This is a genomic window from Pseudomonas sp. CFBP13509 (genome assembly GCF_005233485.1).
Lineage (GTDB): Bacteria > Pseudomonadota > Gammaproteobacteria > Pseudomonadales > Pseudomonadaceae > Aquipseudomonas > Aquipseudomonas marginalis.
The window spans coordinates 281,877-308,784 of record NZ_QGAA01000009.1; the positions used below are offsets into that span (position 1 = coordinate 281,877).

Sequence of the window (26,908 nt, forward strand, 5' to 3'; positions counted from 1 at the left end):
TGGTCAGTATTTGTCAGTGATGTGAGACGTGGATCATGGGTTTTCGCTGTCTGCTGGTTATCGGCTGTTTGTGCCTTGCCTTGATGGCCAACGCTTCCCCCGCGCCCGCCACACCGCAGGCGCAGCTGAATGCGCCGCAGCGCGAATGGCTGGCCCGGCACCCGGAGCTGCGGGTGGGCGTGGTCTTGCAGGCGCCTTACGCGCAATACGACCGACGCCTGCAGCGCTTGTCCGGGGCGAATGTCGAGTTGATGCAGTGGCTGGCCAAGGCACTGAATATCGAGCTGACCTGGCGCAACTTCCCTGATCAGGAGCAGTTGGAGGCGGCCGTACGCGACGACGAGGTGGACATTGCCCCTGGCCTGCAGCAAACCCCGGCCGGTTTGCGCCTGTGGCAGTTCACCGACCCGTATATGCGTGTGCCTCAACACATTGTCGGCATCCGCGAGGGTGGTGGTGCCGTGGAGTTGGAGAAGCTCGACGATCAATCCCGTGTTGCCGTGCGCATGCCCAGTGCTGTGGCCGATTACCTGCGTAGTACCTATCCCGGCCTCAACCTGCAAGGCGTGCCCATGGAGCGCCAGGCCTTGCAGTTGTTGGTCAGCCAGCAGGCGCGTTATGCCGTGGTGGATGAAGCGCAATTAAGCCGCTTGTCTGCAGAGGCGGAGTTCAGCGGACTGGCGGTGGTCGGGGACATCGGCCTGCCGCAATTGCTGCGGGTCGCCACGCGGCGGGACTGGCCGGAACTGGCCGGCATCATGGAAAGTGCCCTGAGCGCGATCCCGGCCCGCGACCTGGATCAACTGCACAGTCGCTGGCTGCAACCCAAATACCCACGTTTATCCGAATCCAAAGGCCTTTGGCAGAACCTCAGCCTGCTGCTCGGCCTGTTGCTGCTCGCCAGCCTGGCCGTGGTGTTCTGGCAGCGCCGCCAGCAACGCGTGCTGGAGCACGACCTGCTGGCCGCCCGCGAAGAAAGCGCCGCCCGTGCCGCCGGTGCCGAAGCGTTGCGCTTGACGCAGTTTTCCATCGACCAGAGCACCGTCGGCATCCTCTGGGTCAACTGGGACAGCCACGTGCGCTACGCCAATCGTGCGGCCGAGAGCATGCTGGGTTACGAGCCCGGTGCACTGATCGAACGGCCGCTGGTCGACCTCGACCCGACCCTGGATATGGACCGCTGGCTCAACCTGTGGAAGCGCGCACGGGCCAGCGAAGAGGGGCCGCAGAACTTCGCCACCGATTGTTTGCGCGCCGATGGCAGCATCCTGCCGGCCAACGTGTCCTTGAGCTTTCTGCGATTTGCCGAGGCGGAATACCTGGTTGTCTACCTGAACGATGTCACCGAACTGCGCCGCACCCTGGCCGCCTTGATGCAGAGTGAAGCGCAACTGCGCGAGTTGTCCGCCCACCTGGAAACCGTGCGCGAAGAAGAAAAGGCCCGCATCGCCCGGGAAGTGCACGACGAACTCGGGCAAATGCTCACGGTGCTCAAGCTGGAAACCTCCATGTGCGAGCTGTCCTACGCGCAACTGGATCCTGGCCTGCACGAGCGCTTGAACAGCATGAAGCGCCTGATCGCCCAACTGTTCCAGTTGGTGCGGGACGTGGCGACGGCGCTGCGCCCGCCGATTCTCGATGCCGGGATTGCCTCGGCCATCGAATGGCAGGCGCGGCGTTTCGAAGCGCGCACGCAGATTCCCTGCCTGGTGCAAGTGCCGGATAACCTGCCGGCCTTGAGCGATGCCAAGGCCATCGGCCTGTTCCGTATCCTGCAAGAGGCGCTGACCAATGTGATGCGCCATGCCCAGGCGCATACTGTCGAACTGACCCTGGCGGTGGAAGGCACCGACCTGCGGCTGACCATCAGCGACGATGGCGTCGGTTTCGTCCAGGCCCAGGGGCGCCCGGTGTCGTTTGGCCTGGTGGGGATGCGCGAGCGGGTGCTGATCATGGGCGGGCAACTGAGCCTGGACAGTCAATTGGGCGAGGGCACCACCCTGAGTGTCACGGTGCCTTTGGATGCATAACGATAAGAGGAAGCCCTTGTGATCCGTGTACTGGTAGCCGAAGACCACACCATCGTTCGTGAAGGCATCAAGCAATTGATCGGCCTGGCCAAGGACCTGCTGGTGGTGGGGGAGGCGAGTAATGGCGAGCAGTTGCTCGAGACCTTGCGCCATGTGCCTTGCGAAGTGGTGTTGCTGGACATCTCGATGCCAGGCGTGAATGGCCTGGAAGCGATTGCGCGCATTCGTGCGCTGAGCAATCCGCCGGCGATCCTGGTGCTGTCGATGCACGATGAGGCGCAAATGGCCGCTCGCGCCCTCAAGGTGGGTGCTGCGGGTTACGCCACCAAGGACAGCGACCCCGCGCTGCTGCTGATGGCGATTCGCAAGGTCGCGGCCGGCGGGCGCTACATCGACCCGGACCTGGCGGACCGCATGGTCTTCGAGGTCGGCCTGACGGATTCAAGGCCTTTGCATTCGCTGCTGTCCGAGCGTGAATTCTCAGTGTTCGAGCGCCTGGCCCAGGGCGCCAACGTCAATGACATCGCCCAGCAACTGGCGTTGAGCAGCAAGACCATCAGCACTCACAAGGCGCGGCTGATGCAAAAGCTGAATATCACCTCCCTGGCCGAGCTGGTGAAGTACGCCATGGAGCACAAGCTCCTCTAACCACATATCCAATAACGACAACCCCAAAACACCGCCGAACCCATTCTTGCCGCTTGCAGCTCGCCTCTTGCCGCTGCCCTGTCCCATCCCCGCCATCCGTGTAGGGCGATCCCTACCCCAAACCTTCCATCCGGCTGATGCCATTCTCTCCTGGCCCCCGATTTCCGGGGTCTCGCGCCTGGACTACGCTTGTGCCACAGCAGTCCAAAACACAAAGGTGCGGGTATGAGCGAGGTGGATTCAAATGATGTGCTGGTCAGCTTTCGTGGCGTGCAGAAGAGCTACGACGGCGAGAACCTGATCGTCAAAGACCTCAACCTGGAGATTCGCAAGGGCGAGTTCCTCACCCTGCTCGGGCCTTCCGGTTCGGGCAAGACCACCAGCCTGATGATGCTGGCCGGCTTCGAAACGCCGACCGCCGGCGAAATCCAGCTGGCCGGGCGCTCGATCAACAACGTGCCGCCGCACAAGCGCGACATTGGCATGGTGTTCCAGAACTACGCGCTGTTCCCGCACATGACCGTTGCGGAGAACCTCGCGTTCCCGCTGTCGGTGCGGGGCTTGAGCAAGACCGATATCAGCGAGCGGGTCAAACGCGTGCTGAGCATGGTCCAGCTCGATGCCTTTGCCCAGCGTTACCCGGCGCAACTGTCCGGCGGCCAGCAACAGCGTGTGGCCTTGGCCCGGGCGTTGGTGTTTGAACCGCAACTGGTGTTGATGGACGAACCCCTCGGTGCCCTCGACAAGCAACTGCGCGAACACATGCAGATGGAGATCAAGCACCTGCACCAGCGCCTCGGCGTGACCGTGGTGTACGTGACCCACGACCAGGGCGAAGCCTTGACCATGTCCGACCGCGTGGCGGTGTTCCACCAGGGCGAGATCCAGCAGATCGCTGCGCCACGCACCTTGTATGAAGAGCCGAAGAACACCTTCGTCGCCAACTTCATCGGTGAAAACAACCGCCTCAATGGTCGCCTGCACAGCCATACCGGCGAGCGTTGCGTGGTGGAGCTGGCGCGCGGCGAGAAGGTCGAGGCGCTGGCGGTGAACGTCGGCCAGATCGGCGGTCCGGTGACCCTGTCGGTGCGCCCTGAGCGTGTCAGCCTCAATGGCTCCAGCGAAAGCTGCGTCAACCGTTTCTCCGGGCGGGTGGCGGAATTCATCTACCTGGGCGACCACGTGCGCGTGCGCCTGGAAGTCTGCGGCAAGGCCGATTTTTTTGTGAAACAACCGATCGCCGAGCTGGACCCGGCGTTGGCGGTCGGCGACGTGGTACCGATTGGCTGGCAAGTCGAGCACGTTCGCGCACTCGACCCACTTCTAGAGGCGAATTGATCGCCCCATGGCTTCACCAACCCTGCACGTGGAGAGAACAACAATGTTGAGATCCCTGAAATATTCCGTCCTGGCCCTGAGCTTGATGGGCGCGACACAGGCCATGGCTGGCCCGGACCTGACCGTCGTGTCCTTTGGCGGTGCGAACAAGGCTGCACAGGTCAAGGCTTTCTATGCGCCTTGGGAAAGCGCGGGCAACGGCAAGATCGTCGCCGGCGAGTACAACGGTGAGATGGCCAAGGTGAAAGCCATGGTCGACACCAAGAGCGTGTCCTGGGACCTGGTGGAGGTGGAGTCGCCGGAGTTGTCCCGTGGCTGTGACGAAGACATGTTCGAGCCGCTGGACCCGAAACTGTTTGGCAACAGCGCCGACTACGTGAAGGGCGCGATCCAGCCGTGCGGCGTGGGCTTCTTCGTATGGTCGACCGTTCTGGCCTACAACGCGGACAAACTGGCTTCTGCGCCAACCAGTTGGGCGGATTTCTGGGACACCAAGAAATTCCCGGGCAAGCGCGGCCTGCGCAAGGGCGCCAAGTACACCCTGGAATTCGCCTTGATGGCCGACGGTGTTGCACCGAAGGACGTGTACAAAGTGCTGGCCGGCAAAGATGGCCAGGACCGTGCGTTCAAGAAACTCGACGAACTCAAGCCCTCGATCCAATGGTGGGAAGCCGGCGCACAACCGCCGCAATACCTGGCCTCGGGTGACGTAGTGATGAGCTCGGCCTACAACGGCCGCATCGCCGCGGTGCAAAAAGAAAGCAACCTGAAAGTGGTGTGGAACGGCGGCATCTACGACTTCGATGCTTGGGCCATCCCTAAAGGGCTGTCCAAGGAGCGTGCCGAAGCGGCGAAGAAATTCATCGCCTTCTCGGTGCAGCCGCAGCAGCAGAAGACCTACTCGGAAAACATCGCCTACGGCCCGGCCAACACCCAAGCCGTACCGTTGCTGGCCAAGGACATCCTCAAGGATATGCCGACTACGCCGGAAAACATCGCCAACCAGGTGCAGATCGACGTGAGCTTCTGGGCGGATAACGGTGAACAGCTCGAGCAGCGCTTCAACTCCTGGGCTGCTAAATAACACCGCCTAACCCTTGTGGGAGGGGGCTTGCTCCCGATGACGGTGTGTCAGGCGACACATGTGCTGACTGACCCACCGTCATCGGGAGCAAGCCCCCTCCCACAGGTTATTGCATTCATTTTCTGAATCGGAGTTTGCCATGGATATCGCCATTCCTGGCCCCACCCTCAAGCAGCGCCTGGCGCGTGCCGAGCGGCTCAATCGCTGGAAGGCCCAGGCCTTGATTGCGCCGCTGGTGCTGTTTTTGCTGCTGGTGTTCCTGGTGCCGATTGTTGCGCTGCTGTTTAAAAGCGTCGGCAACCCGGAAGTGGTGGGCGGTCTGCCGCGTACCGTAGTGGCGGTGACGGCCTGGGACGGTCGTGGTCTGCCGGGTGAGCCGGTGTACCAGGCCCTCAGTGAGGACTTGGGCGAGGCACGCAAAAACCAAACCCTGGGCGACCTGTCCAAACGCTTGAACATGGAACTGGCCGGCTATCGCAGCCTGCTGACCAAAACCGCGCGGGCGCTGCCGTTTACCGAGGCGCCTGGCTCTTATAAAGAAGCGCTGGAAAACCTCGACGAACGCTGGGGCGACCCGGCGTACTGGCAGGCGATCCGGCGCAATACCAGCAGCCTGACGCCGTTCTACCTGCTGGCGGCCGTCGATCATCGCATCGACGACCTTGGCGAAGTGGCCCCGGCCACCCCGGACCAGGCGATCTACCTGGACATCTTCGCCCGCACCTTCTGGATGGGCCTGGTGATCACCGCCATCTGCCTGCTGCTGGCTTATCCGCTGGCGTATTTGCTGGCCAACCTGCCGGCGCGCAAAAGCAACCTGCTGATGATTCTGGTGTTGCTGCCGTTCTGGACCTCGATCCTGGTGCGGGTGGCGGCATGGATCGTGTTGCTGCAATCCGGCGGGCTTATCAACAGTGCGCTGATGGGCATGGGCCTGATCGACAAACCCCTGGAGCTGGTGTTCAACCGCACCGGGGTCTACATCTCCATGGTGCATATCCTGCTGCCGTTCATGATTTTGCCGATCTACAGCGTGATGAAAGGCATCTCGCCCACCTACATGCGTGCGGCGATCTCCCTGGGCTGTCACCCGTTCGCCAGCTTCTGGCGCGTGTACTTCCCACAGACGTATGCCGGTGTCGGCGCCGGCTGCCTGCTGGTGTTCATCCTGGCGATTGGTTACTACATCACCCCGGCACTGCTGGGCAGCCCGAACGACCAGATGGTCAGCTACTTCGTGGCCTTCTACACCAACACCAGCATCAACTGGGGCATGGCGACGGCGTTGGGCGGCTTGCTGCTGCTGGCGACCGTGGTGCTGTACCTGATCTACAACCGGCTGGTGGGCGCCAGCCGCCTGCGCCTGAGCTGAGGAGACCTTGCGATGCTGAGCCCTTATATGTCACCGGTGGAACGGGTGTGGTTCTACAGCTTGCGGATCCTCTGCGGCTTGATCCTGTTGTTCCTGATCTTGCCTGTGCTGGTGATCATCCCGCTGTCGTTCAACAGCGGCAGTTTCCTGGTGTATCCGCTGCAAGGCTTCTCGCTGCATTGGTACCAGGATTTCTTCGCCTCGGCGGAATGGATGCGTGCGCTGAAGAACAGCATCATTGTGGCCCCGGCCGCCACGGTATTGGCCATGGTGTTCGGCACCCTGGCGGCGATCGGCCTGACCCGTGGGAATTTCCCCGGCAAGGCGTTGGTGATGGCCCTGGTGATTTCGCCGATGGTGGTGCCGGTGGTGATTATCGGTGTGGCCAGCTACCTGTTTTTTGCGCCACTGGGCCTGGGCAACAGTTTCTTCTCGCTGATCGTGGTGCATGCGGTGCTTGGGGTGCCGTTTGTGATCATCACCGTGTCGGCGACCTTGCAGGGTTTCAACCATAACCTGGTACGGGCCGCGGCCAGCCTGGGTGCCTCGCCTTTGACGGCGTTTCGCCGGGTAACCTTGCCGTTGATTGCACCGGGGGTGATCTCCGGCGCGCTGTTTGCCTTCGCGACCTCGTTCGATGAGGTGGTGGTGACCCTGTTTCTCGCCGGCCCCGAGCAAGCGACCCTGCCGCGCCAGATGTTCAGCGGCATCCGCGAAAACCTCAGCCCGACGATTGCGGCGGCGGCGACCTTGCTGATTGCCTTCTCGGTGTTGCTGTTGCTGACCCTGGAGTGGCTGCGTGGGCGTAGCGAGAAACTGCGCACGGCCCAGGTCTAAAGCCCACACAGCCCCCTCCCACAGGGGGGCTGTGACCATTCAGCGCCTGAATGGAAGACAACCCGATCCAGTCAGCTACTCTTGTGCCAGCCCATCACCGATAAGAGGCCGCGCACATGAATACTTCCTCATTCAAGATCGCCCACAAACTGCTGACTGGCGCTGGCGCCATTGAGCAACTCGCCGCCGAGCTGACGCGCCTGGATGTGGATAACCCGTTGATTGTCACCGATGCGGCGCTGGTCAAGTCAGGCACGGTGGCGCTGGCACTCGAACACCTGGGTGAGCGCCCTTACGAGATTTTCGACCGCGTGCTGCCCGACCCGGAAATCTCCATCGTCGAAGACTGCATGCAGGCGTACCGCGACGGTGGCCACGACGGCCTGATCGGCCTGGGCGGCGGCAGTGCCATCGATATTGCCAAGAGCGTTGCCGCCTATGCCGGTTACCACGGCGCCCTGGCGGACTTATTTGGCGTCGACCAGGTGCCGCGCAAGGGCCCGCCGCTGATCGCCATCCCGACCACCGCCGGCACCGGCTCGGAAGTGACCAATGTGGCGATCCTCTCCGACAAGGTCGCGCAGTTGAAGAAGGGCATCGTCAGCGACTACCTGCTGCCGGACGTCGCGCTGATCAGCCCGCAAATGACCCTGACCTGCCCGCGCAGCGTCACCGCTGCCAGTGGCGTGGATGCGCTGGTGCATGCGATTGAGTCCTACCTTTCCCTGAATGCCTCGCCGATCACGGATGCCCTGGCCATCGGTGCGATCAAGCTGATCGCCAAGGCGCTGCCCAAGGCCTACGCCAACCCGGCCAACCTGCAGGCCCGCGACGATATGGCCACCGCCAGCCTGATGGCCGGCATGGCCTTCGGCAATGCCGGGGTGGGCGCAGTGCATGCGTTGGCCTACCCGCTGGGCGGGCGGTTCAATATCGCCCATGGCGTCAGCAATGCGCTGTTGCTGCCCTATGTGATGCACTGGAACAAACTGGCCTGTGTCGAGCGCATGCAGGACATTGCCCAGGCCATGGGCGTGAATGTCAGCGGCCTGAGTGTCAACGATGCCGCCGACCAGGCCGTCGAGGCGATGACGCGATTGTGTGCCGCCGTGGAGATTCCTTCCGGCCTGCGCAGTTTCGGGGTTCCCGAAGACGCCATCCCGGCCATGGCCACGGAAGCGGCGGGTATCGAGCGCCTGATGCGTAACAACCCGCGCAAGCTCAGCGCGGCCGATATCGAGAAAATCTATCGGGCGGCGTACTAGCCGTTGAGTTAGGTCACGGTGCGCAGGGCAAAGCATGAGGTATACAATGCGCGCCATCGTGATTTAGCTCAAAAAAGGTGCGTCATGCAGCCCTTCGTTATTGCTCCATCGATTCTCTCCGCCGATTTCGCCCGCCTGGGTGAGGAAGTGGACAAGGTGTTGGCCGCCGGTGCCGACTTCGTGCACTTCGATGTCATGGACAACCACTACGTGCCCAACCTGACCATCGGTCCGATGGTCTGTGCGGCGCTGCGCAAGTACGGCATCACCGCGCCGATCGATGCGCACCTGATGGTCAGCCCGGTGGATCGCATCATCGGTGACTTCGTTGACGCCGGCGCGACCTATATCACCTTCCACCCGGAAGCCTCTCTGCACGTCGACCGCACCTTGCAACTGATCCGCGAGGGCGGTTGCAAAGCCGGCCTGGTGTTCAACCCGGCCACCCCGCTGGACGTGCTCAAGTACGTGATGGACAAGGTCGACATGGTGCTGCTGATGAGCGTCAACCCGGGCTTCGGCGGGCAGAAGTTCATCCCCGGTACCCTCGACAAGCTGCGCGAAGCCCGTGCGCTGATCGATGCGTCGGGCCGCGACATCCGCCTGGAAATCGACGGTGGGGTCAACGTCAACAATATCCGTGAAATCGCGGCCGCCGGCGCCGACACCTTCGTGGCCGGCTCGGCGATCTTCAACGCCCCGGACTATCAGGAAGTCATCGCCAAGATGCGCGCCGAATTGGCGCTGGCGCGTTCATGAGCGGCTTTGAGCAGCTGTTCCCCGGCAAACTGCCACGGCTGGTGATGTTCGATCTGGACGGTACCTTGATCGACTCGGTGCCAGACCTGGCGGCGGCGGTGGACGAAATGCTGCTCAAGCTGGGGCGCAAGCCGGCGGGGCTTGCGTCGGTACGCGAGTGGGTCGGCAATGGCGCACCGATGCTGGTGCGCCGGGCCCTGGCCAATCACATCGATGCCGAAGGTGTCGATGAGGTTGAGGCCGAGCACGCCCTGGAACTGTTCAACGCAGCCTATGAACGCAGCCACGAACTGACCGTGGTCTACCCCGGCGTACGCGACACTCTCAAATGGCTGAGCAAGCAGGGCGTGGAAATGGCCCTGATCACCAACAAGCCGGAGCGCTTTGTCGCGCCGCTGTTGGACCAGATGAAAATTGGCCGTTATTTCCGCTGGATCATTGGTGGCGATACCTTGCCGCAGAAGAAACCCGACCCGGCGGCGCTGTTTTTCGTGATGAAAATGGCCAATATTCCGGCGTCCCAGTCGCTGTTTGTCGGCGATTCACGCAGTGACGTGCTGGCGGCGAAAGCGGCCGGCGTGCAGTGCGTGGCCCTGAGTTACGGCTACAACCATGGTCGTCCGATCGCCGAAGAGTCGCCGTCGCTGGTGATTGATGACCTGAGACTGCTAATCCCCGGTTGCTTGGGAGCTGGCGCTGAGATAACGTTGCCCGACATCGATCCGTCCCCTTCTGGAAATTCCATCGTGGTGGTCACTCGCAAACTCTGGATGAAAGTCATCAAGGCCCTGGCCCGCTGGCGTTGGCGCGCCTGACTGATCCTGGCCGCGCCATGCGGCACGTTTGCATACCTGACTGTTAGACCCTCACGCCACGAGGCACCCCATGATCCGCGAAGAATTCCTGCGTTTGGCCGCTGCCGGCTATAACCGTATCCCCCTGGCCTGCGAAACCCTGGCCGACTTCGACACGCCGTTGTCGATCTACCTGAAGCTGGCCGACCAGCCCAACTCCTACCTGCTGGAGTCGGTACAGGGCGGCGAGAAATGGGGCCGTTACTCGATCATCGGCCTGCCATGCCGCACTGTGCTGCGGGTGCACGACCATCATGTGAGCATCACCCATGATGGTGTCGAGATCGAAAGTCATGAGGTCGAAGACCCGCTGGCCTTCGTCGAAGCCTTCAAGGCGCGCTACAACGTGCCGACCATCCCTGGCCTGCCGCGCTTCAACGGCGGCCTGGTGGGGTACTTCGGCTATGACTGCGTGCGCTATGTGGAAAAACGCCTGGGCAAATGCCCGAATCCTGACCCGCTGGGCGTGCCGGACATTCTGCTGATGGTCTCCGACGCGGTGGTGGTGTTCGACAACCTCGCCGGCAAGATGCACGCGATCGTGCTCGCCGACCCGTCCCAGGCCGACGCCTTCGAGCAAGGCCAGGCCAGCCTCGAAGCGCTGCTGGAAAAGCTGCGCCAGCCGATCACCCCGCGTCGCGGCCTGGACCTCAGCCGTCCGCCGGCGGCTGATCCGGTGTTCCGCTCCAGCTTTACCCAGGATGACTATGAGCGCGCGGTCGATACCATCAAGGAATACATCCTCGCCGGTGACTGCATGCAGGTGGTGCCGTCGCAACGCATGTCCATCGACTTCAAGGCGGCGCCCATCGACCTGTACCGGGCGCTGCGCTGCTTCAACCCGACGCCGTACATGTACTTCTTCAACTTTGGCGACTTCCACGTAGTGGGCAGCTCGCCGGAGGTGCTGGTGCGTGTCGAGGACAACCTGATCACCGTGCGCCCGATTGCCGGCACACGCCCGCGTGGCGCGACCGAAGAAGCGGATCTGGCGCTCGAAGAAGACCTGCTCAGCGACGACAAGGAAATCGCCGAACACCTGATGCTGATCGACCTGGGTCGTAACGACACCGGGCGTGTCTCGGAAATCGGCTCGGTGAAGTTGACCGAGAAGATGGTCATTGAGCGTTATTCCAACGTGATGCACATCGTGTCCAACGTCACCGGCGAGTTAAAAGCCGGGCTGACTGCGATGGACGCGTTGCGGGCGATTCTGCCGGCGGGCACCTTGTCGGGGGCGCCGAAGATCCGCGCGATGGAAATCATCGACGAACTGGAACCGGTCAAGCGCGGTGTCTATGGCGGCGCCGTGGGGTATTTCGCCTGGAACGGCAACATGGACACCGCCATTGCGATTCGCACGGCGGTGATCAAGGACGGGGAGCTGCACGTGCAGGCCGGTGGCGGGATTGTCGCCGACTCGGTGCCGGCCCTCGAATGGGAAGAAACCCTGAACAAGCGCCGCGCGATGTTCCGCGCTGTAGCGCTGGCTGAACAGACCCCCAATTCTTGAGGTTTCCCCCATGTTGCTGATGATTGATAACTACGATTCCTTTACCTACAACGTTGTGCAGTACCTGGGGGAGCTGGGCGCCGAGGTCAAGGTGGTTCGCAATGACGAACTGACCGTGGCCGAAATCGCTGCCCTGAACCCGGAGCGCATCGTGGTTTCTCCGGGCCCCTGCACGCCGACCGAGGCGGGTGTCTCCCTCGAGGCCATCAAGTACTTCGCCGGCAAGCTGCCGATCCTGGGCGTTTGCCTGGGCCATCAATCCATCGGCCAGGCCTTTGGCGGTGATGTGGTGCGCGCGCGCCAGGTGATGCACGGCAAGACCAGCCCGGTATTCCATAAAGACCTGGGCGTATTCCAGGCACTCAACAACCCGGTGACCGTGACCCGCTACCACTCGCTGGTGGTCAAGCGCGAAACCCTGCCGGAATGCCTGGAGCTGACCGCCTGGACCCAGCTGGAAGACGGCTCCGTCGACGAGATCATGGGCCTGCGTCACAAGACACTGAATATCGAAGGGGTGCAGTTTCATCCTGAATCGATCCTGACCGAGCAGGGCTACGGGCTGTTCGCCAACTTTCTCAAGCAGAGCGGCGGCACGCGCTAAGGACTTTCCATGGATATCAAGACTGCCCTGAGCCGTATCGTCGGCCACCTGGATCTGAGCACCGCTGAAATGAGCGATGTGATGCGCGAAATCATGACCGGTCAATGCACCGATGCGCAGATTGGCGCCTTCATGATGGCGATGCGCATGAAGAGCGAAAGCATCGACGAGATCGTCGGCGCTGTATCGGTGATGCGTGAGCTGGCGGACAAGGTCGAGCTCAAGACCCTCGACGGCGTGGTCGACGTGGTCGGCACCGGCGGTGACGGTGCGAACATCTTCAACGTGTCGACGGCCTCTTCCTTTGTGGTGGCGGCGGCGGGTTGCACCGTGGCCAAGCACGGTAACCGCGCGGTGTCCGGCAAGAGCGGCAGTGCCGACCTGCTGGAAGCGGCCGGCATCTACCTGAACCTCACGCCGGTACAAGTGGCGCGCTGCATCGACAACGTCGGCATCGGCTTTATGTTTGCCCAGTCCCATCATGGTGCAATGAAGCACGCCGCCGGCCCACGCAAAGACCTGGGCCTGCGTACCCTGTTCAACATGCTCGGCCCGCTTACGAATCCGGCCGGTGTGAAGCACCAGGTGGTAGGCGTGTTCAGCCAGGCGCTGTGCCGGCCATTGGCTGAAGTACTCCAACGCATGGGCAGCAAGCATGTGCTGGTGGTGCATTCCAAAGACGGCCTGGACGAGTTCAGCCTGGCGGCGCCAACGTTTGTGGCGGAGCTGAAGGATGACCAGATCAGCGAATACTGGGTCGAACCGGAAGACTTGGGCATGAAGAGCCAGAGCCTGCACGGCCTGGCGGTGGAAAGCCCGGCGGCGTCCCTGGAGCTGATTCGCGATGCCCTGGGGCGTCGTAAGACCGAGAACGGTCAAAAAGCTGCGGAAATGATTGTTCTGAATGCTGGCGCGGCACTTTACGCAGCCGATCATGCCTATAGTCTTAAGGAAGGTGTCGAATTGGCCCACGATGCGCTGCACACCGGTCTGGCTCGTGAAAAGCTCGAAGAGCTGGGAGCATTCACCGCTGTATTCAAGATGGAGAATGAAGGATGAGTGTGCCGACCGTTCTGGAAAAAATCCTGGCCCGCAAGGCTGAAGAAGTCGCCGAACGCCGTTCCCGTGTGAGCCTGGCCGAGTTGGAGGCCCAAGCGAAAGCCGCTGATGCGCCACGTGGATTTGCCAAGGCACTGATTGCCCAGGCCAAGCTCAAGCAGCCGGCCGTGATCGCCGAGATCAAGAAAGCTTCGCCGAGCAAGGGCGTGATTCGCGAAAACTTTGTACCGGCGGAAATCGCCGTCAGCTACGAGAAGGGTGGGGCGACTTGCCTGTCGGTACTCACTGACATCGATTTTTTCCAGGGTTCCGACCTGTTCCTGCAGCAGGCCCGCGCGGCCTGCAAGTTGCCGGTGATCCGCAAGGATTTCATGGTCGATCCGTACCAGATCGTTGAAGCCCGTGCCTTGGGCGCCGACTGTGTGTTGTTGATCGTCTCCGCATTGGATGACGTGAAGATGGCCGAGCTGGCGGCCGTGGCCAAAAGCGTTGGCCTGGATGTGCTGGTGGAAGTGCACGACGGCGATGAGCTGGAGCGCGCGCTGAAAACCCTCGACACACCGCTGGTGGGGGTCAACAACCGTAACCTGCACACCTTCGAAGTCAGCCTGGAAAACACCCTCGACCTGCTGCCGCGTATTCCGCGCGATCGCCTGGTGATTACCGAAAGTGGCATCGTCAACCGTGCCGATGTGGAGCTGATGGAAATCAGTGACGTTTATTCGTTCCTGGTGGGTGAGACCTTCATGCGTGCCGAGAACCCGGGGGCGGAACTGCAGCGTCTGTTCTTCCCGGAGCGTGGCGTGGCGGTCAGTGGTTCCACTCTCGATTGATTTGAAATGCGATCAACGTGTGGGAGGGGGCTTGCCCCCGATGGCGGCGATTCAGTTGGAGCATCCTTGACTGACATACCGCTATCGGGGCAAGCCCCCTCCCACATTTGGGTTTGTATTTATTCAGATAGGTAGGTGCCCATTGATCCAGCCAGTGTCGATGCGTGTTGAAGCAGGCCTTGCCGCCGAGCAATCCTTGCTGGCCGCCGTTTGCGCGGGTGAGCAGGCGTTTGGGTTGTTGTTCTGGCAGCCCAGCGATCAGGCATTGGTGATGCCACGCCGCTTGAGCCGATTGCCTGCTTTCGATGTCGCCAGCCGCGTGTCTGCGGATGCCGGTTGGCCGGTGCTCTTGCGCGAAACCGGCGGCGAACCGGTGCCGCAGTCCAGCGCCACGGTCAATATCGCCCTGGTCTACGCTCCGCCGCGCAGTGAGGGTGATCAAGGTCGCATCGAAACCGGTTACCAGCGTCTATGCCAGCCGATCTGCGATTTACTTATCGAGTTGGGCGGCGATGCCTCCGTCGGGGAAATCGATGGTGCATTCTGCGACGGTCGTTACAACGTCAACCTCAACGGGCGCAAAATGGTCGGCACTGCCCAGCGCTGGCGGCAAGGTGGGGGCCGCCCGGTGGGGTTGGTGCACGGTGCGTTGTTGCTGGATAACGATCGTGAAGAACTCATCGCGGCGGTCAACCGCTTCAACCAAGCCTGCGGCCTGGAGCAACGGGTTCGCGCCGACAGCCATATTGCCCTGCACGAAGCCTTCCCCGCGCCGGACGCAATCAGCCGGCTGGACAGCTTGTACCGTCAAATGCTGGCCAGTTTCCTGCCGGCTTAACGGGTACCGAACACCACCATCGTCTTGCCTTTGACGTGCACCAGGTTGCGCTCTTCAAGATCCTTGAGCACGCGGCCGACCATCTCCCGTGAACAACCGACAATGCGCCCGATTTCCTGGCGGGTGATCTTGATCTGCATGCCGTCGGGGTGAGTCATTGCATCGGGCTGCTTGCACAGTTCCAGCAGGCAACGGGCCACACGCCCGGTGACATCGAAGAACGCCAGGTCGCCAACCTTACGCGTAGTGTCTCGCAGGCGCTGGGCGATCTGACCACTGAGGGCGTAGAGAATATCGGGGTCCTGCTGGGCGAGTTCGCGAAACTTTGTGTAACTGATCTCGGCCACTTCGCACTCGACCTTGGTCCGCACCCAGGCGCTGCGCTCCTGCTCCTTGCCTGCTTGTTCAAACAGCCCCAGCTCGCCGAAAAAATCCCCTGTGTTCAGGTAGGCGATGATCATTTCGCGGCCGTCTTCATCCTCGATCAGGATGGTGACTGAGCCCTTGATAATGAAAAACAGGGTTTCGGAGCGCTCACCGGCGCAGATGATGTTGTGCTTGGCGGGGTGGCGCCGGCGCTGGCAGTGCATCAGCAACTTGTCGAGATTCTTGATCTTGGGTATGGGCGTAAGAGCAACCATGGTTGTATCCCGAAAGGCAGCGCGAGGTGGTTGGAGTTGTTGTACTCAGCGGTATCGGCATTGATACACGTTGTATGAAGGGTGGCAATACGCCACTCCTTTGGCGCCAGCTTAACAGACACATTCTGACTCGATTAGCGAATTTTCCGAGTCAGCTCCGTTATTGATCGCTTTGATGGGAAGCGCGGTTGCGCCCGGGCCCTGTGCTAAGCTGGCGACCCTTTTTTAGCAGTGGAGTCTGGGCGATGAAGGCACGCATCCAATGGGCGGGCGAAGCCATGTTCCTCGGTGAGTCGGGCAGTGGCCATGTTGTGGTCATGGATGGCCCGCCGGAAGCCGGTGGCCGTAACCTGGGCGTACGCCCGATGGAAATGCTCCTGCTTGGCGTGGGCGGTTGCAGCAATTTCGACGTGGTCAGCATCCTGAAAAAATCCCGCCAGGCCGTGGAAAGTTGTGAAGCCTTCCTGGAAGCCGAGCGCGCCACTGAAGATCCCAAGGTGTTTACCAAGATCCACATGCATTTCGTGGTGAAGGGCCGGGCGTTGAAAGAAGCCCAGGTCAAGCGCGCCATCGAGCTGTCGGCCGAGAAGTATTGCTCAGCGTCGATCATGCTCGGCGCGGCCGGTGTGGCCATCACCCATGATTACGAGATCATCGAGTTGGGTTGACCGCCAATCTGCAAAAGAAAAGGGCGCTTCGATAGCGCCCTTTTTTGCAGCCGCAGGTTTCGTCAGATGCGGTAAGTGCTTTTGGTCATGACCTTGGCCAGCAGGCTCATGCCGAATCGCACTGGCGCCGGGAAGCGGAAACCGCCGGCATCCAATGCACTTTCGGCGTGGTGCGCTTCATCGATACGCATCTGCTCAAGAATTGCGCGGGACTTTTCGTCGTCGGCCGGCAATTGTTCCAGGTGTTCATCCAGGTGCTTGCACACTTGATGCTCAGTCGCGGCGACAAAACCGAGGCTGACCTTGTCGCTGATCAGGCCGGCAGCCGCGCCGATGCCGAATGACAAACCGTAAAACAGCGGGTTGAGCACGCTGGGATGGCTCCCCAACTGGCGAATACGTTGCTCGCACCAGGCCAGGTGATCGATTTCTTCCTCGGCCGCATGCTCCATGGCTGCGCGCACCTGCGGCAGCTTGGCGGTCAGGGCCTGGCCCTGGTACAGCGCCTGGGCGCAGACCTCGCCGGTATGGTTGATGCGCATCAGGCCGGCCACATGACGGGTTTCGGTCTCGCTCATCTGCGCATCAGGCTGCACGATGGCGGGCGACGGGCGGTAAGGTTGGCCGCTGAAGGGCAGCAACGTGCGCATGGCCGTGTCGGCTTGCAGCAACAGACGGTCTATCGGCGAGTAGTGACGTTGGGTAGTCATGCTGACCTCCGGGAGGAATCTCGGCGGCCAGTTTACCGCAAGAGAGAGGAACGCGTTTGCCCTGAGTCAAGGGCGTGGGGTCGCAGCCTCGGACTGCGCCCCTTGTTGCGGGCTGGTTCAGCCCGGTGGCCAATTCATCTGGCGCTGACCCAGTACATGCATATGGATGTGGTAAACAGTCTGCCCGCCGTCTTCATTGCAGTTCATCACCACACGGAAACCTTTCTCACAGCCTTGTTCCACCGCCAAACGCTGGGCAGTGAACAGAATATGGCCGGCCAGGGCCTTATCGTCCTCGGTCAAGTCATTCAATGTGCGGATAGGCTTCTTCGGGATAACCAGAAAATGTACCGGCGCCTGTGGGGCAATATCGTGGAAGGCGAGGACTTGATCATCTTCGTAGATAATCTTCGCGGGTATTTCTCTGTTGATGATCTTGGTGAACAGAGTATCCACAGCTGTTTCTCCATTATGAAAGTGCAAGGTGAGTGTACTCAGGCGATCAGCGTGGGCAATAGGCCTTGTTGATGGCGCCGGCGATCTTGCGGGTCAGCCAGCGCGGGCTGAAACGCGGGCTGAAGGCCAGCCAGCGATTACGTCGACCAGGAATGATGATGGCTTTGTTTTTTCCCAATGCGCGCACGGTATAGAGCGCCACTTCTTCCGGGCTCATCAATTGCTCGCTGCGGTCGAGTCTGGCGGTGTCCATTTGCGCTGTACGGAAGAATGCGGTGCGCGTAGGACCGGGGCAAAGCACCGAGACCTTAATGCCACAGGTCTTGAGTTCTTCGCGCAAGCCTTCGGAGAAATGCAGCACATAGGCCTTGCTGGCGTAGTAGCTGCTCATCCACGGGCCGGGTTGGAACGCGGCGACCGAGGCGACGTTGAGAATCTGCCCGCCACCGTGCAGCGCCATGCTATTGCCCAGGGCGTGACACATGCGGGTGAGGGCAAGGATGTTGACTTCGATGAGGTCTTGTTCGGTCATCCAGTCCTGGGCCAGGAATGGCCCGCTGGTGCCAATGCCAGCGCAGTTCACCAGCAAATCGATCTGCCGCTCGCCTTCTTCCAGCTCCAGCAGGAACCCGGACAAGCGCAATGGCTCGCCGAGATCGCATGCCCGAAACAGCACCTCGACGCCGAAGCGTTGGGTCAATTCGATTGCAATGTTTTCCAACTGATCACGCTGGCGGGCCACCAGAATCAAGCTGCGGCCGCGACGGGCCAGGGCTTCGGCCAAAGCCAGGCCGATGCCGCTGGAGGCACCGGTGATCAGAGCGTAACGGGTCATGCCTTTCTCCATCGCAACACGCCGCGCCTGGGATGGAGGCATCGCAGGCGCGGCGCGTTTCTTTACTGTTCTGGAGAGTCTACAGGTTCGGCCGCGTCGTCAGCACTTTGCGCGTCTTCTTCGTCGACGATCACGCTTTGATCGGCGTCTTCATCGGAAGTGATGGAGCTGCTTTCGTAGCTGCTGTCCACGTTGGTTTCGAGTTGATCCAGGTAGCCGTTCATGCCCAGCGACACCACGATGATGAGCATCAGCGGGATGAATGCCAGCCACAGCGAGGCCAGGACCTTCACAGCGGTGGAGTTGCGCGGTGGCGGTGCGCCGTACTGGTTGGCGCCGGTGTTACCTGGCATGACCAACAGCAGCAGCGGGAAAATACTGTTCACCAGCGGTACCAGGTTCAGCAGGTACAACCAGCCGGACCAGCCCAGATCGTGCAGGCGCTGCACGCCGATCTGCACGCTCACGACCACAACCGCGACGAACAGCGCGAAGCCCAGCAGCGAGCCGAGGATAATGGCTATGGTCGGTGACGCGGTCGCGATGGCAAAGCCCACAGTACTGAGGATGCCGGCTGCGACGAGCATGGCGACGGTCAGTACCAGCGTCCATGCCAGGTACCGCAGACGACCAATACGGCCATTGATGGTGAAGACCTTGAGGGTGGCGTATTCCGGCAGGCTTTCACCTACGGCGGCACGCGGTGGTGCGTACGGCGAAGCCGCAGGACGGGAGAAGTCCGCTGCGCCGGAATCTGTTTCGTGGGTTTCGGCAAGGCTGAAGGCTACGGGCTGTTCGGCCTCGATACGCGCGTCCACCCCGGCGTTTTTCAGCGCGGTGAGGTAGGTTTCGGCGTCGGGGCGGGACAGGTCGCGTTTCAGTGCAACAACGCGGCCGGTGAAGAGTTTCTCGATGTCCTCGACCGTGCTCTTGAACAGTTCAGCCAGGTTCAGCTTGGCTGTGGTGCTTTCGACACCCGGGAGCAGGGCCCCATCAAACACAATCTTGAAACGGTTGTCGCTCATGCGGGCATCCTTGTCACTGAATCAGTGGGGTAGTGCAGGCCTGCTCGATCGGCAGGCCTTGCGGTTGGGTCAGCGTGGCCAGCGCAACTGTGTCGCCTGCTCGCGCGCCTTGCGGTATTCGGCATCCAGGCGGGCAACGAGTTCATCGACGCCGGGTAAATCATTAATCTCACCGACACCTTGGCCTGCAGACCATACGGTCTTCCAGGCCTTGGCTTCGTCGCTCAGCGGCTTGAGCTTGGAGCCGAAGTTTACTTCGCCTTTGCCCTGCAGGGCAGCGAGGTCGAAACCGGCATTTTCCAGGCTCTGGCGCATAAAGCTTGCGGGCACGCCGGAGACTGCGGGAGTGTGCACGATGTCGGCGGCGCGTGATGTGAGCAGCATCTCTTTATACGCATCCGGGGCGTGGCTTTCGGTGGTACCGATAAAACGTGTGCCGAAATACGCCAGGTCTGCCCCCAGTAACTGGGCGGCGAGTATCTCATGGCCGTGGTTCAGGCAGCCGGCCAGCAGCAGGGTCTTGTCGAAGAATTGGCGAATTTCTGCGATCAGCGAAAACGGGCTCCAGGTACCGGCATGGCCACCGGCGCCTGCGGCCACGGCGATCAGGCCGTCGACACCGGCTTCAGCGGCCTTTTCGGCATGGCGCCGGGTAGTGACGTCATGAAACACCAGGCCGCCATAGCTGTGCACCGCATCTACCACTTCTTTCACTGCGCCCAGGCTGGTAATCACGATCGGCACCTTGTGCTCAACACAGATCGCCAGGTCAGCCTCAAGGCGAGGGTTGCTGTTATGCACGATCAGATTGACGGCGTAGGGCGCAGGATTGTCCAACTGCGCCAGGCCCGCTTCGATTTCCTCCAGCCAGGCCTTGAAGCCACTGCTCTCGCGCTGGTTGAGCGCCGGGAAACTGCCGACTACCCCATTGCGGCAGCAGGCCAGCACCAATTGCGGATTGGAAATCAGGAACATCGGCGCAGCCACCACTGGCAGGCGCAGACGTTGTTCAAGCAGAGCGGGCAGCGACATTGGAGGTACCCCGAGTAATTGAAGTTAGAACGGTTTGACCACGACCAAAATTACGATAGCCAGCAATATCAGAACCGGGACTTCATTGAACCAGCGATAAAAGACATGGCTGCGGGTGTTTTCGCCACGGGCGAAACGTTTTACCTGCGCGCCGCACATATGGTGGTAGCCAATCAGGAACACTACCAGGGTCAACTTGGCGTGGATCCAGGCGCCCGATTGAAAGATGCCGGGGTTAAGGGCTATCAGCCAGATACCGAACACCAGGCTGGCCAGCATCGCCGGACCCATGATGCCGCGGTACAACTTGCGCTCCATGACGCTGAAGCGTTCCTTGCTGACGGTGTCTTCGCTCTGTGCGTGGTAGACGAACAGGCGTGGCAGGTAGAACAGCCCGGCAAACCAGCAGACGATGCTGACGATATGGAAGGCTTTGACCCATAGATAAAGCATTTTTAGTTATTCCCAGGTTCACGGTAGCGAAGATAGTAGTGGCTCATGCGCCCGTACGTCACGTTGACGGTTGTCGCAGGACGATGCGGCCCCTATTATCGACGGCTTTCCAGTGGTTCGTTGAGGGCAGGTTTATGGTCAAGGTCGGTATCGTCGGCGGCACGGGTTACACCGGTGTCGAATTGCTGCGTCTGTTGGCTCAGCATCCGCAAGCTGAGGTGGTGGTCATTACCTCTCGATCCGAGGCCGGCCTGGCCGTGGCCGATATGTACCCGAACCTGCGAGGCCACTACGACGGCCTGGCGTTCAGCGTTCCGGACATCAATACCCTTGGCGCCTGCGATGTGGTGTTCTTTGCCACCCCTCACGGCGTTGCCCATGCGTTGGCTGGCGAACTGCTGGCCGCTGGCACCAAGGTCATCGACCTGTCGGCGGACTTCCGCCTGCAAGACGCCGACGAATGGGCCAAGTGGTACGGCCAGCCTCACGGTGCACCGGAACTGTTGGAAGAGGCGGTGTACGGCCTGCCGGAAGTCAATCGTGAGCAGATCAAGCAGGCGCGCCTGATCGCCGTGCCGGGTTGCTATCCGACGGCGACGCAACTGGGCTTTCTGCCGTTGCTCGAGGCCGGGCTGGCGGATGCTTCGCGCCTGATCGCAGACTGTAAGTCGGGTGTCAGCGGCGCCGGTCGTGGAGCAGCGGTAGGTTCCCTGTACTCCGAGACGTCGGAAAGCATGAAGGCTTACGCAGTAAAAGGGCATCGCCATCTGCCAGAGATTCGTCAGGGGCTGCGTCGCGCCGCTGGCAAAGACGTGGGCCTGACCTTCGTGCCACACCTGACGCCGATGATTCGTGGCATTCATTCCACGTTGTACGCCACAGTGGTCGATCGTTCGGTAGACCTGCAGGCGCTGTTTGAAAAGCGTTATGCCAACGAGCCGTTCGTCGATGTAATGCCTGCTGGCAGCCATCCGGAAACCCGCAGCGTGCGAGGCGCTAATGTGTGCCGGATTGCAGTGCATCGTCCGCAGGATGGTGACCTGGTGGTGGTGTTGTCGGTGATCGATAACCTCGTCAAGGGCGCGTCGGGCCAGGCGGTGCAGAACATGAACATCCTGTTTGGCCTGGATGAAAAGCTGGGTCTGTCCCACGCCGGCATGCTGCCTTAAAACGATTTATGGACTGCGCAAAAGGCCCGTTGATCGGGCCTTTTGTGTTTCTAATGGCGGCGATGCAGATTGATATACCGTAACAATAGTTGACCGCTTTTCTAGGAGAAGCGGATAATGCCTGCCATTACGCATATGGCGGCGCTACGCCGGGAGATTATCAGCATGAGCGTTGAATCCTTCACCCCCACGGCTTTGCAATTTACCCACGGTGCTGCGCACAAGGTAAAGAGCCTGGTCGATGAAGAGGGTAATGATCGCTTGAAGCTGCGCGTATTCGTTACGGGCGGCGGTTGTTCAGGGTTTCAGTACGGTTTCACCTTCGATGAAGATGTGGCTGACGATGACACCATCGTTGAGCGCGAGGGCGTTAGCCTGGTCGTGGACCCGATGAGCTTCCAATACTTGGCAGGCGCCGAGGTGGATTACCAGGAGGGTTTGGAGGGTTCGCGTTTCGTGATCAAGAACCCTAACGCGACCACCACCTGTGGTTGCGGCTCTTCGTTCTCGATCTGATCTACAACGAATAAAAACGCCGCTTGGCTTTGATCGGCCAAGCGGCGTTTTGCTGTCTGCGGTTCTGGCGAGGTGTTCGTCAGGCGGGGTAGATCGCGCCAAGTACCCTTAGCCCGCGTGCGCCGGTGACACTGGGCCGGTTGGCGGCAATGCCTTCCAGGCAGCAGTGAGCCAGCCACGCGAAAGCCATGGCTTCGACCCAGTCCGGGTCTACGCCGTAGGTGGCGGTGCTACTGACTTGAGTGGATGGCAACAACGCGGCCAGACGATTCATCATTGTGGTGTTATGGGCGCCGCCGCCACAGACGAGTAACGTTTCTGTCTCGGGCTGCGCGGTTTGCAGGGCCTCGACGATGGTCAGGACGCTCAGTTCCAGCAGGCTGGCCTGTACGTCCTGGGGGTCAAAGGCGGGCAGACGGCCAAGATGCCGGTGCAGCCACTCGAGGTTGAACACTTCACGGCCGGTGCTTTTCGGGCCTTTGGTCAGGAAGAATGGATCGCTGAGTAGGGCCGTGAGTAGTTGAGGTTCGACCTTGCCACTACCCGCCCACAGCCCATCACGGTCAAAATGTTCGCCGCGCTGCTGTTGAATCCAGGCGTCCAGCAGCACATTGCCTGGGCCGCAGTCGAAGCCGGCTACGGGCCTCCCGGTTTCGATCAGGCTGAGATTGCTGAAGCCCCCAATATTCAATACTGCACGGCTGCCAGTGCTTTCGCCAAACAACGCTTCATGAAAGGCGGGCACCAGAGGCGCGCCCTGGCCGCCAGCGGCAACGTCGCGGCTGCGGAAGTCGCTGACTACGCTGATGCCCGTCAGCTCCGCAAGCAATGCCGGGTTGCCGATCTGCACGGTAAAGCCTCGGGCGGGTTCATGACGGATGGTCTGGCCATGGCTGCCGATCGCGCGTATGTCTTGAGGCTTGAGGTTGTGCTGGTCGAGCACCGTGTGAATGCCGTGGGCGGCGAGTGTGACCCAATGCTGCTGGGCTATCGCTGAGCGGGCAATCTCATCCGGGCCGCTGGCGCACAGGCTTAACAGCTCTGCGCGCAGGGTGTCCGGCATCGGTGTGTAGTGGGTGGCGATCAGATTGACCGCCGAATCTTGTTCGATCAGGGCGATATCCAGGCCATCGAGGCTGGTCCCGGACATTACACCTATATAGAGCGGCATACCCTAACGCTTCGCCGAAGCAAGCAGGGTGGAGCGCTCCTGGTCCATGCGCGCCATCAGCGGCTGGCTCTGTTGCATAAAGCGTGCGCGCTCGGCCTTGGCAATCGGGTCGGCCATCGGCAGTTTCTGGCCCAATGGGTCAACGTGCACACCATTGACCTGGAACTCATAGTGCAAGTGCGGGCCGGTGGACAGGCCGGTGGTGCCGATATAACCGATTACTTGGCCTTGCTTCACATTGCCGCCGGTTTTCACGCCCTTGGCGAAACCTTGCATATGGCCATACAGGGTGCGGTAGGTGTTGCCGTGCTGGATGATCACCGTGTTGCCGTAGCCACCGCGGCGCCCTGCGAGCAGGACCTTGCCATCGCCGGCCGCTTTGATAGGCGTACCGCGTGGGGCGGCATAGTCGACGCCTTTGTGGGCGCGGATTTTGTTCAGAATTGGATGCTTGCGACCCATGGAGAAACGCGAGCTAATACGAGCGAAATCCACCGGAGTTCGGATGAAGGCCTTGCGCATGCTGTTGCCGTCGGCGGTGTAGTAGCTGCTGTTGCCTTGCTTGTTGGTGTAACGCACTGCGGTGTAGGTCTTGCCACGGTTGGTGAAGCGTGCGGAGAGAATGTTGCCGGTGCCGACCACTTTGCCGTTGGCGACTTTCTGCTCGTAGATCACGTCGAATTCATCACCCTGGCGGATGTCCTGGGCGAAGTCGATGTCGTAGCCAAACACGCTGGCCATGTCCATGGTCATGCTATGGGACAAGCCAGCGCGCGCGGCAGATTGCGACAGTGAGCTGTTGATCACGCCGTGAACGTAGGCAGAGCGCATGACTGGCTTGGTGGTAATACGGTTGAAGGCAAAGCCTTTGGCGCCCTTGGTCAGGGAGATGCTCTCGAGGTCACTGACGCTGGTGTGCAGGTTGTTCAACTGACCGTCTGGTGTCAGTTCGAATTCCAGTTTCTGGCCGTGTTTGAGCTGGGTGAATTGCTTGGCTTGCTTATCGCTGGCCAGTACATCGTTAACGGTGGCTGCGGGAAGGCCTACCTTCTCGAACAGGGTCGAAAGCGTATCGCCTTTCGCCACGATCACTTCGCGGTGTTGAGGGTTCTTAGCAGCGTCTACTACGGTTTTTTTCTGTTCTTGAACGGCTTGCTGGGTATCTTCCGGCGTGTTTTCGATCTGGGCAAACGGCGATTCAGTGGGAGCATTTGTGGCTTGTTGGGCGTCGGAAGCGTCTTGATCTTGTGTCAGTTGTTCAACCGGACTCTCCAAGTCAAGGCTCAGGGATGTTCGTTTGGCTTCTACGTCACTGGAAGGGAATACCAGGAGTGCCAGGCTGAGAAGAGCGGCGATACCACTTGCTGCAAGCAGGTGGGTCTTCGGGTAAAGCGGCGGCGCTTTAGACGGTTCAGTGGTCATAGGTAATTTTGACTTTGAAGATGAAATGGAAAAGATGAATGACATGATGAAGATGAAATAACTGTATAAAATATAACCAAATCATCTGTGGCGCAAGCTCGCGAACGCTGGGCTTGCTGAACGGTGTCCGTGCGCAGGGCAAAACTTGTAATTAGTCCCTGATCTTGTATGGTTGGTTCCCTTTTGAATCTGAGCCTTGCGGGTCTGTTATGAAGTCGGTTGAAGAACAGCTAGCGCTGATAAAACGTGGTGCGGAAGAACTGTTGGTCGAGGCCGAGCTGATCGAAAAGCTCAAGCGTGGCCAACCCCTGCGTATTAAGGCTGGCTTCGATCCGACGGCGCCGGACCTGCACCTGGGTCATACCGTGCTTATTAATAAGCTGCGTCAGTTCCAGGAGCTGGGGCATCAGGTGATCTTCCTTATAGGTGATTTCACCGGGATGATCGGCGATCCGAGCGGTAAGAGTGCAACACGCCCGCCGCTGACCCGTGAGCAGGTTCTCGATAATGCCGAGACCTATAAGACTCAGGTGTTCAAGATTCTTGATCCGGCCAAGACCGAGGTGGCGTTTAACTCCACCTGGATGGATCAGATGGGGCCGGCGGACTTCATTCGCCTCACTTCCCAGTACACCGTGGCGCGCATGCTTGAGCGCGATGACTTCGACAAGCGCTATTCAACCAATCAACCGATCGCGATTCATGAGTTCCTGTATCCGCTGGTTCAGGGTTATGACTCGGTAGCGCTGCGCGCGGATGTTGAATTGGGTGGTACCGATCAGAAATTCAACCTGCTGATGGGGCGTGAGTTGCAGCGTGCTTATGGTCAGGAGGCTCAGTGCATCCTGACCATGCCGTTGTTGGAAGGGTTGGATGGCGTCAAGAAAATGTCCAAGTCCCTGGGCAACTATGTAGGCATCCAGGAGGCTCCGGGTGTGATGTACGGCAAGCTGGTCTCTATCCCGGATGCCTTGATGTGGCGCTACTTCGAACTGTTGAGCTTCCGCTCGATGGATGAGATCGATGCGCTGCGTGCGGATGTAGAGGCGGGCGCTAATCCGCGTGACGTGAAGATCAAGCTGGCGGAAGAGATCGTTGCGCGTTTCCATGGTGAAGAGGCTGCGGCCAGTGCTCACCGTGCGGCGGGTAACCGCATGAGAGACGGCGAGCTGCCGGATGATCTACCTGAGATTGAATTGACGGCTACTGAGGCCATGCCGATTGCTGCAGTCCTTAATAAGGCGGGTTTGGTGAAGAACTCGGCGGTCGCGCGTGACCTTCTGGGGTCTGGCGGTGTGCGTATAGATGGTGAGGTGGTGGATCGCACCTTTATATATGAACTGGGTGCTACCCACGTTTGTCAGGCGGGGAAGAAGGCATTTGCGCGTATTACGCTCAAATCCGAATAAACCTGAAATTAAGTGTTGACGGCGAATTGTATCTGTCTATAATTCGCCCCACTTCCGGCGCAGTCGAAACGCAAAACTCCTTGGTAAACAAAGAGTTATGCAGAATAAGGCAGCGGATTGCTTCAGTTTATCGAGGCCCAGAAGAAGTTGGTAGGGTCGTGTTGTTTGACGCTATTAACGATTCGATCTTCTCGGTCGAAAGCGGAGAAAAAGAGGTGTTGACAGCAGCGTGTAACGCTGTAGAATTCGCCTCCCGCTAACGAGAGATCGGAGGCGCAAGTGGTTGAAGTTGTTGAAGAAATCTTCGAAAGCTTCTGAAAATAATCACTTGACAGCAAATGAGGCTGCTGTAGAATGCGCGCCTCGG

Annotated in this window: 28 protein-coding genes; 18 read left to right on the forward strand and 10 right to left on the reverse strand. The window is 60.4% G+C overall.

What is annotated here, in order from left to right; translation table 11 throughout:
• Positions 1-35: 35 nt before the first annotated feature.
• The 14 genes from PspCFBP13509_RS17480 to PspCFBP13509_RS17545 all read left to right on the forward strand — a co-directional run bounded on the left by PspCFBP13509_RS17480 (position 36) and on the right by PspCFBP13509_RS17545 (position 15,034).
• Positions 36-2,030 carry a PAS domain-containing sensor histidine kinase gene (locus PspCFBP13509_RS17480; protein WP_074847764.1) on the forward strand — a complete coding sequence of 665 codons (1,995 nt, stop codon included), beginning with the start codon at positions 36-38 and terminating at the stop codon, positions 2,028-2,030.
• A gap of 18 nt (positions 2,031-2,048) precedes the next feature.
• A complete protein-coding gene (locus PspCFBP13509_RS17485; RefSeq protein ID WP_027605903.1) occupies positions 2,049-2,678 on the forward strand; it encodes a response regulator in 630 nt (209 codons plus the stop codon).
• Positions 2,679-2,903: 225 nt separating this feature from the next.
• Positions 2,904-4,016 carry an ABC transporter ATP-binding protein gene (locus tag PspCFBP13509_RS17490; protein WP_065871779.1) on the forward strand — a complete coding sequence of 371 codons (1,113 nt, stop codon included), beginning with the start codon at positions 2,904-2,906 and terminating at the stop codon, positions 4,014-4,016.
• 43 nt (positions 4,017-4,059) lie between these two features.
• Positions 4,060-5,100: an ABC transporter substrate-binding protein gene (locus PspCFBP13509_RS17495; RefSeq protein WP_065925381.1), complete on the forward strand. Its 1,041-nt coding sequence runs from the start codon at positions 4,060-4,062 to the stop codon at positions 5,098-5,100.
• A gap of 139 nt (positions 5,101-5,239) precedes the next feature.
• A complete protein-coding gene (locus tag PspCFBP13509_RS17500; RefSeq protein ID WP_065925380.1) occupies positions 5,240-6,472 on the forward strand; it encodes an ABC transporter permease in 1,233 nt (410 codons plus the stop codon).
• A 12-nt stretch (positions 6,473-6,484) separates the two neighbouring features.
• Positions 6,485-7,309, forward strand: coding sequence for an ABC transporter permease (locus tag PspCFBP13509_RS17505; RefSeq protein WP_017739612.1), 825 nt, complete (start codon positions 6,485-6,487; stop codon positions 7,307-7,309).
• 116 nt (positions 7,310-7,425) lie between these two features.
• Positions 7,426-8,574, forward strand: a complete 1,149-nt coding sequence (locus PspCFBP13509_RS17510) for an iron-containing alcohol dehydrogenase (protein ID WP_137212406.1) — start codon at positions 7,426-7,428, stop codon at positions 8,572-8,574.
• A gap of 84 nt (positions 8,575-8,658) precedes the next feature.
• On the forward strand, positions 8,659-9,333 hold the full coding sequence (gene rpe / locus PspCFBP13509_RS17515) for a ribulose-phosphate 3-epimerase (RefSeq protein ID WP_065925378.1): 675 nt from the start codon (positions 8,659-8,661) through the stop codon (positions 9,331-9,333).
• Positions 9,330-10,148 (forward strand): phosphoglycolate phosphatase, encoded by an 819-nt coding sequence (locus PspCFBP13509_RS17520; RefSeq protein ID WP_065925377.1) that lies wholly within the window; start codon positions 9,330-9,332, stop codon positions 10,146-10,148. Before rpe ends, PspCFBP13509_RS17520 begins: the two co-directional genes overlap by 4 nt.
• A gap of 70 nt (positions 10,149-10,218) precedes the next feature.
• Complete coding sequence (trpE, locus tag PspCFBP13509_RS17525; RefSeq protein WP_027605896.1) at positions 10,219-11,700, forward strand: anthranilate synthase component I; 1,482 nt, start codon at positions 10,219-10,221, stop codon at positions 11,698-11,700.
• A 10-nt stretch (positions 11,701-11,710) separates the two neighbouring features.
• A complete protein-coding gene (locus tag PspCFBP13509_RS17530) occupies positions 11,711-12,304 on the forward strand; it encodes an aminodeoxychorismate/anthranilate synthase component II (protein ID WP_137212407.1) in 594 nt (197 codons plus the stop codon).
• A 9-nt stretch (positions 12,305-12,313) separates the two neighbouring features.
• On the forward strand, positions 12,314-13,363 hold the full coding sequence (gene trpD, locus PspCFBP13509_RS17535) for an anthranilate phosphoribosyltransferase (protein ID WP_027605895.1): 1,050 nt from the start codon (positions 12,314-12,316) through the stop codon (positions 13,361-13,363).
• Positions 13,360-14,196 carry an indole-3-glycerol phosphate synthase TrpC gene (trpC, locus tag PspCFBP13509_RS17540; RefSeq protein WP_065925374.1) on the forward strand — a complete coding sequence of 279 codons (837 nt, stop codon included), beginning with the start codon at positions 13,360-13,362 and terminating at the stop codon, positions 14,194-14,196. Before trpD ends, trpC begins: the two co-directional genes overlap by 4 nt.
• A gap of 142 nt (positions 14,197-14,338) precedes the next feature.
• Complete coding sequence (locus tag PspCFBP13509_RS17545) at positions 14,339-15,034, forward strand: lipoate--protein ligase family protein (RefSeq protein WP_137212408.1); 696 nt, start codon at positions 14,339-14,341, stop codon at positions 15,032-15,034.
• Here PspCFBP13509_RS17545 and crp read toward each other — a convergent pair.
• A complete protein-coding gene (gene crp, locus PspCFBP13509_RS17550; RefSeq protein WP_065925372.1) occupies positions 15,031-15,675 on the reverse strand; it encodes a cAMP-activated global transcriptional regulator CRP in 645 nt (214 codons plus the stop codon). The genes PspCFBP13509_RS17545 and crp overlap by 4 nt on opposite strands.
• Before the next feature lie 245 nt (positions 15,676-15,920).
• On the opposite strand from crp, the gene PspCFBP13509_RS17555 reads away from it, so the two are divergent.
• Positions 15,921-16,343: an OsmC family protein gene (locus PspCFBP13509_RS17555; RefSeq protein ID WP_005792019.1), complete on the forward strand. Its 423-nt coding sequence runs from the start codon at positions 15,921-15,923 to the stop codon at positions 16,341-16,343.
• A gap of 62 nt (positions 16,344-16,405) precedes the next feature.
• On the opposite strand, the gene coq7 is transcribed toward PspCFBP13509_RS17555, so the two are convergent.
• The 6 genes from coq7 to hemJ form a co-directional block, all read right to left on the reverse strand.
• Complete coding sequence (coq7, locus tag PspCFBP13509_RS17560) at positions 16,406-17,053, reverse strand: 2-polyprenyl-3-methyl-6-methoxy-1,4-benzoquinone monooxygenase (protein ID WP_065925371.1); 648 nt, start codon at positions 17,051-17,053, stop codon at positions 16,406-16,408.
• A 117-nt stretch (positions 17,054-17,170) separates the two neighbouring features.
• On the reverse strand, positions 17,171-17,509 hold the full coding sequence (locus PspCFBP13509_RS17565; RefSeq protein ID WP_003194682.1) for a histidine triad nucleotide-binding protein: 339 nt from the start codon (positions 17,507-17,509) through the stop codon (positions 17,171-17,173).
• Positions 17,510-17,555: 46 nt separating this feature from the next.
• Positions 17,556-18,344 (reverse strand): SDR family NAD(P)-dependent oxidoreductase, encoded by a 789-nt coding sequence (locus tag PspCFBP13509_RS17570; protein ID WP_137212409.1) that lies wholly within the window; start codon positions 18,342-18,344, stop codon positions 17,556-17,558.
• Between the two features lie 62 nt (positions 18,345-18,406).
• Positions 18,407-19,369 carry a DUF805 domain-containing protein gene (locus tag PspCFBP13509_RS17575; protein ID WP_065925369.1) on the reverse strand — a complete coding sequence of 321 codons (963 nt, stop codon included), beginning with the start codon at positions 19,367-19,369 and terminating at the stop codon, positions 18,407-18,409.
• A gap of 69 nt (positions 19,370-19,438) precedes the next feature.
• Positions 19,439-20,401 (reverse strand): NAD(P)H-dependent flavin oxidoreductase, encoded by a 963-nt coding sequence (locus tag PspCFBP13509_RS17580; RefSeq protein WP_065947300.1) that lies wholly within the window; start codon positions 20,399-20,401, stop codon positions 19,439-19,441.
• A 24-nt stretch (positions 20,402-20,425) separates the two neighbouring features.
• Positions 20,426-20,854, reverse strand: a complete 429-nt coding sequence (gene hemJ, locus PspCFBP13509_RS17585) for a protoporphyrinogen oxidase HemJ (RefSeq protein ID WP_027605887.1) — start codon at positions 20,852-20,854, stop codon at positions 20,426-20,428.
• A 134-nt stretch (positions 20,855-20,988) separates the two neighbouring features.
• Here hemJ and argC point away from each other — a divergent pair, with 134 nt between their 5' ends.
• Both argC and erpA read left to right on the forward strand, forming a co-directional pair.
• Positions 20,989-22,023, forward strand: a complete 1,035-nt coding sequence (gene argC / locus PspCFBP13509_RS17590; RefSeq protein WP_027605886.1) for an N-acetyl-gamma-glutamyl-phosphate reductase — start codon at positions 20,989-20,991, stop codon at positions 22,021-22,023.
• 165 nt (positions 22,024-22,188) lie between these two features.
• On the forward strand, positions 22,189-22,539 hold the full coding sequence (gene erpA, locus PspCFBP13509_RS17595) for an iron-sulfur cluster insertion protein ErpA (protein ID WP_003176443.1): 351 nt from the start codon (positions 22,189-22,191) through the stop codon (positions 22,537-22,539).
• A gap of 79 nt (positions 22,540-22,618) precedes the next feature.
• Here the strand turns inward: erpA and PspCFBP13509_RS17600 are convergent, their stop codons facing one another.
• Together PspCFBP13509_RS17600 and PspCFBP13509_RS17605 are read right to left on the reverse strand one after the other, a co-directional pair.
• Entirely contained in the window at positions 22,619-23,710 is a 1,092-nt protein-coding gene (locus PspCFBP13509_RS17600; protein ID WP_137212410.1) for an anhydro-N-acetylmuramic acid kinase, read from the reverse strand.
• Positions 23,711-23,713: 3 nt separating this feature from the next.
• Positions 23,714-25,132, reverse strand: a complete 1,419-nt coding sequence (locus PspCFBP13509_RS17605; protein WP_065925365.1) for a peptidoglycan DD-metalloendopeptidase family protein — start codon at positions 25,130-25,132, stop codon at positions 23,714-23,716.
• Positions 25,133-25,341: 209 nt separating this feature from the next.
• On the opposite strand from PspCFBP13509_RS17605, the gene tyrS reads away from it, so the two are divergent.
• The gene (tyrS, locus tag PspCFBP13509_RS17610; protein WP_027605883.1) at positions 25,342-26,541 is read left to right on the forward strand and encodes a tyrosine--tRNA ligase; all 1,200 of its coding nucleotides are present in this window, start codon (positions 25,342-25,344) and stop codon (positions 26,539-26,541) included.
• 122 nt (positions 26,542-26,663) lie between these two features.
• Here tyrS and PspCFBP13509_RS31595 read toward each other — a convergent pair.
• On the reverse strand, positions 26,664-26,908 hold a 245-nt coding region (locus tag PspCFBP13509_RS31595), incomplete at its 5' end, for a hypothetical protein (RefSeq protein WP_137212411.1).

Coding starts and splice junctions, on each gene's coding strand:
- PspCFBP13509_RS17480 (WP_074847764.1), top strand. CDS start 36: ATGGGTTTTCGCTGTCTGCTGGTTATCGGCTGTTTGTGCCTTGCCTTG.
- PspCFBP13509_RS17490 (WP_065871779.1), top strand. CDS start 2,904: ATGAGCGAGGTGGATTCAAATGATGTGCTGGTCAGCTTTCGTGGCGTG.
- PspCFBP13509_RS17495 (WP_065925381.1), top strand. CDS start 4,060: ATGTTGAGATCCCTGAAATATTCCGTCCTGGCCCTGAGCTTGATGGGC.
- PspCFBP13509_RS17500 (WP_065925380.1), top strand. CDS start 5,240: ATGGATATCGCCATTCCTGGCCCCACCCTCAAGCAGCGCCTGGCGCGT.
- PspCFBP13509_RS17505 (WP_017739612.1), top strand. CDS start 6,485: ATGCTGAGCCCTTATATGTCACCGGTGGAACGGGTGTGGTTCTACAGC.
- PspCFBP13509_RS17510 (WP_137212406.1), top strand. CDS start 7,426: ATGAATACTTCCTCATTCAAGATCGCCCACAAACTGCTGACTGGCGCT.
- rpe (WP_065925378.1), top strand. CDS start 8,659: ATGCAGCCCTTCGTTATTGCTCCATCGATTCTCTCCGCCGATTTCGCC.
- PspCFBP13509_RS17520 (WP_065925377.1), top strand. CDS start 9,330: ATGAGCGGCTTTGAGCAGCTGTTCCCCGGCAAACTGCCACGGCTGGTG.
- trpE (WP_027605896.1), top strand. CDS start 10,219: ATGATCCGCGAAGAATTCCTGCGTTTGGCCGCTGCCGGCTATAACCGT.
- PspCFBP13509_RS17530 (WP_137212407.1), top strand. CDS start 11,711: ATGTTGCTGATGATTGATAACTACGATTCCTTTACCTACAACGTTGTG.
- trpD (WP_027605895.1), top strand. CDS start 12,314: ATGGATATCAAGACTGCCCTGAGCCGTATCGTCGGCCACCTGGATCTG.
- trpC (WP_065925374.1), top strand. CDS start 13,360: ATGAGTGTGCCGACCGTTCTGGAAAAAATCCTGGCCCGCAAGGCTGAA.
- crp (WP_065925372.1), bottom strand. CDS start 15,675: ATGGTTGCTCTTACGCCCATACCCAAGATCAAGAATCTCGACAAGTTG.
- PspCFBP13509_RS17555 (WP_005792019.1), top strand. CDS start 15,921: ATGAAGGCACGCATCCAATGGGCGGGCGAAGCCATGTTCCTCGGTGAG.
- coq7 (WP_065925371.1), bottom strand. CDS start 17,053: ATGACTACCCAACGTCACTACTCGCCGATAGACCGTCTGTTGCTGCAA.
- PspCFBP13509_RS17570 (WP_137212409.1), bottom strand. CDS start 18,344: ATGACCCGTTACGCTCTGATCACCGGTGCCTCCAGCGGCATCGGCCTG.
- PspCFBP13509_RS17575 (WP_065925369.1), bottom strand. CDS start 19,369: ATGAGCGACAACCGTTTCAAGATTGTGTTTGATGGGGCCCTGCTCCCG.
- PspCFBP13509_RS17580 (WP_065947300.1), bottom strand. CDS start 20,401: ATGTCGCTGCCCGCTCTGCTTGAACAACGTCTGCGCCTGCCAGTGGTG.
- hemJ (WP_027605887.1), bottom strand. CDS start 20,854: ATGCTTTATCTATGGGTCAAAGCCTTCCATATCGTCAGCATCGTCTGC.
- argC (WP_027605886.1), top strand. CDS start 20,989: ATGGTCAAGGTCGGTATCGTCGGCGGCACGGGTTACACCGGTGTCGAA.
- erpA (WP_003176443.1), top strand. CDS start 22,189: ATGAGCGTTGAATCCTTCACCCCCACGGCTTTGCAATTTACCCACGGT.
- PspCFBP13509_RS17600 (WP_137212410.1), bottom strand. CDS start 23,710: ATGCCGCTCTATATAGGTGTAATGTCCGGGACCAGCCTCGATGGCCTG.
- PspCFBP13509_RS17605 (WP_065925365.1), bottom strand. CDS start 25,132: ATGACCACTGAACCGTCTAAAGCGCCGCCGCTTTACCCGAAGACCCAC.
- tyrS (WP_027605883.1), top strand. CDS start 25,342: ATGAAGTCGGTTGAAGAACAGCTAGCGCTGATAAAACGTGGTGCGGAA.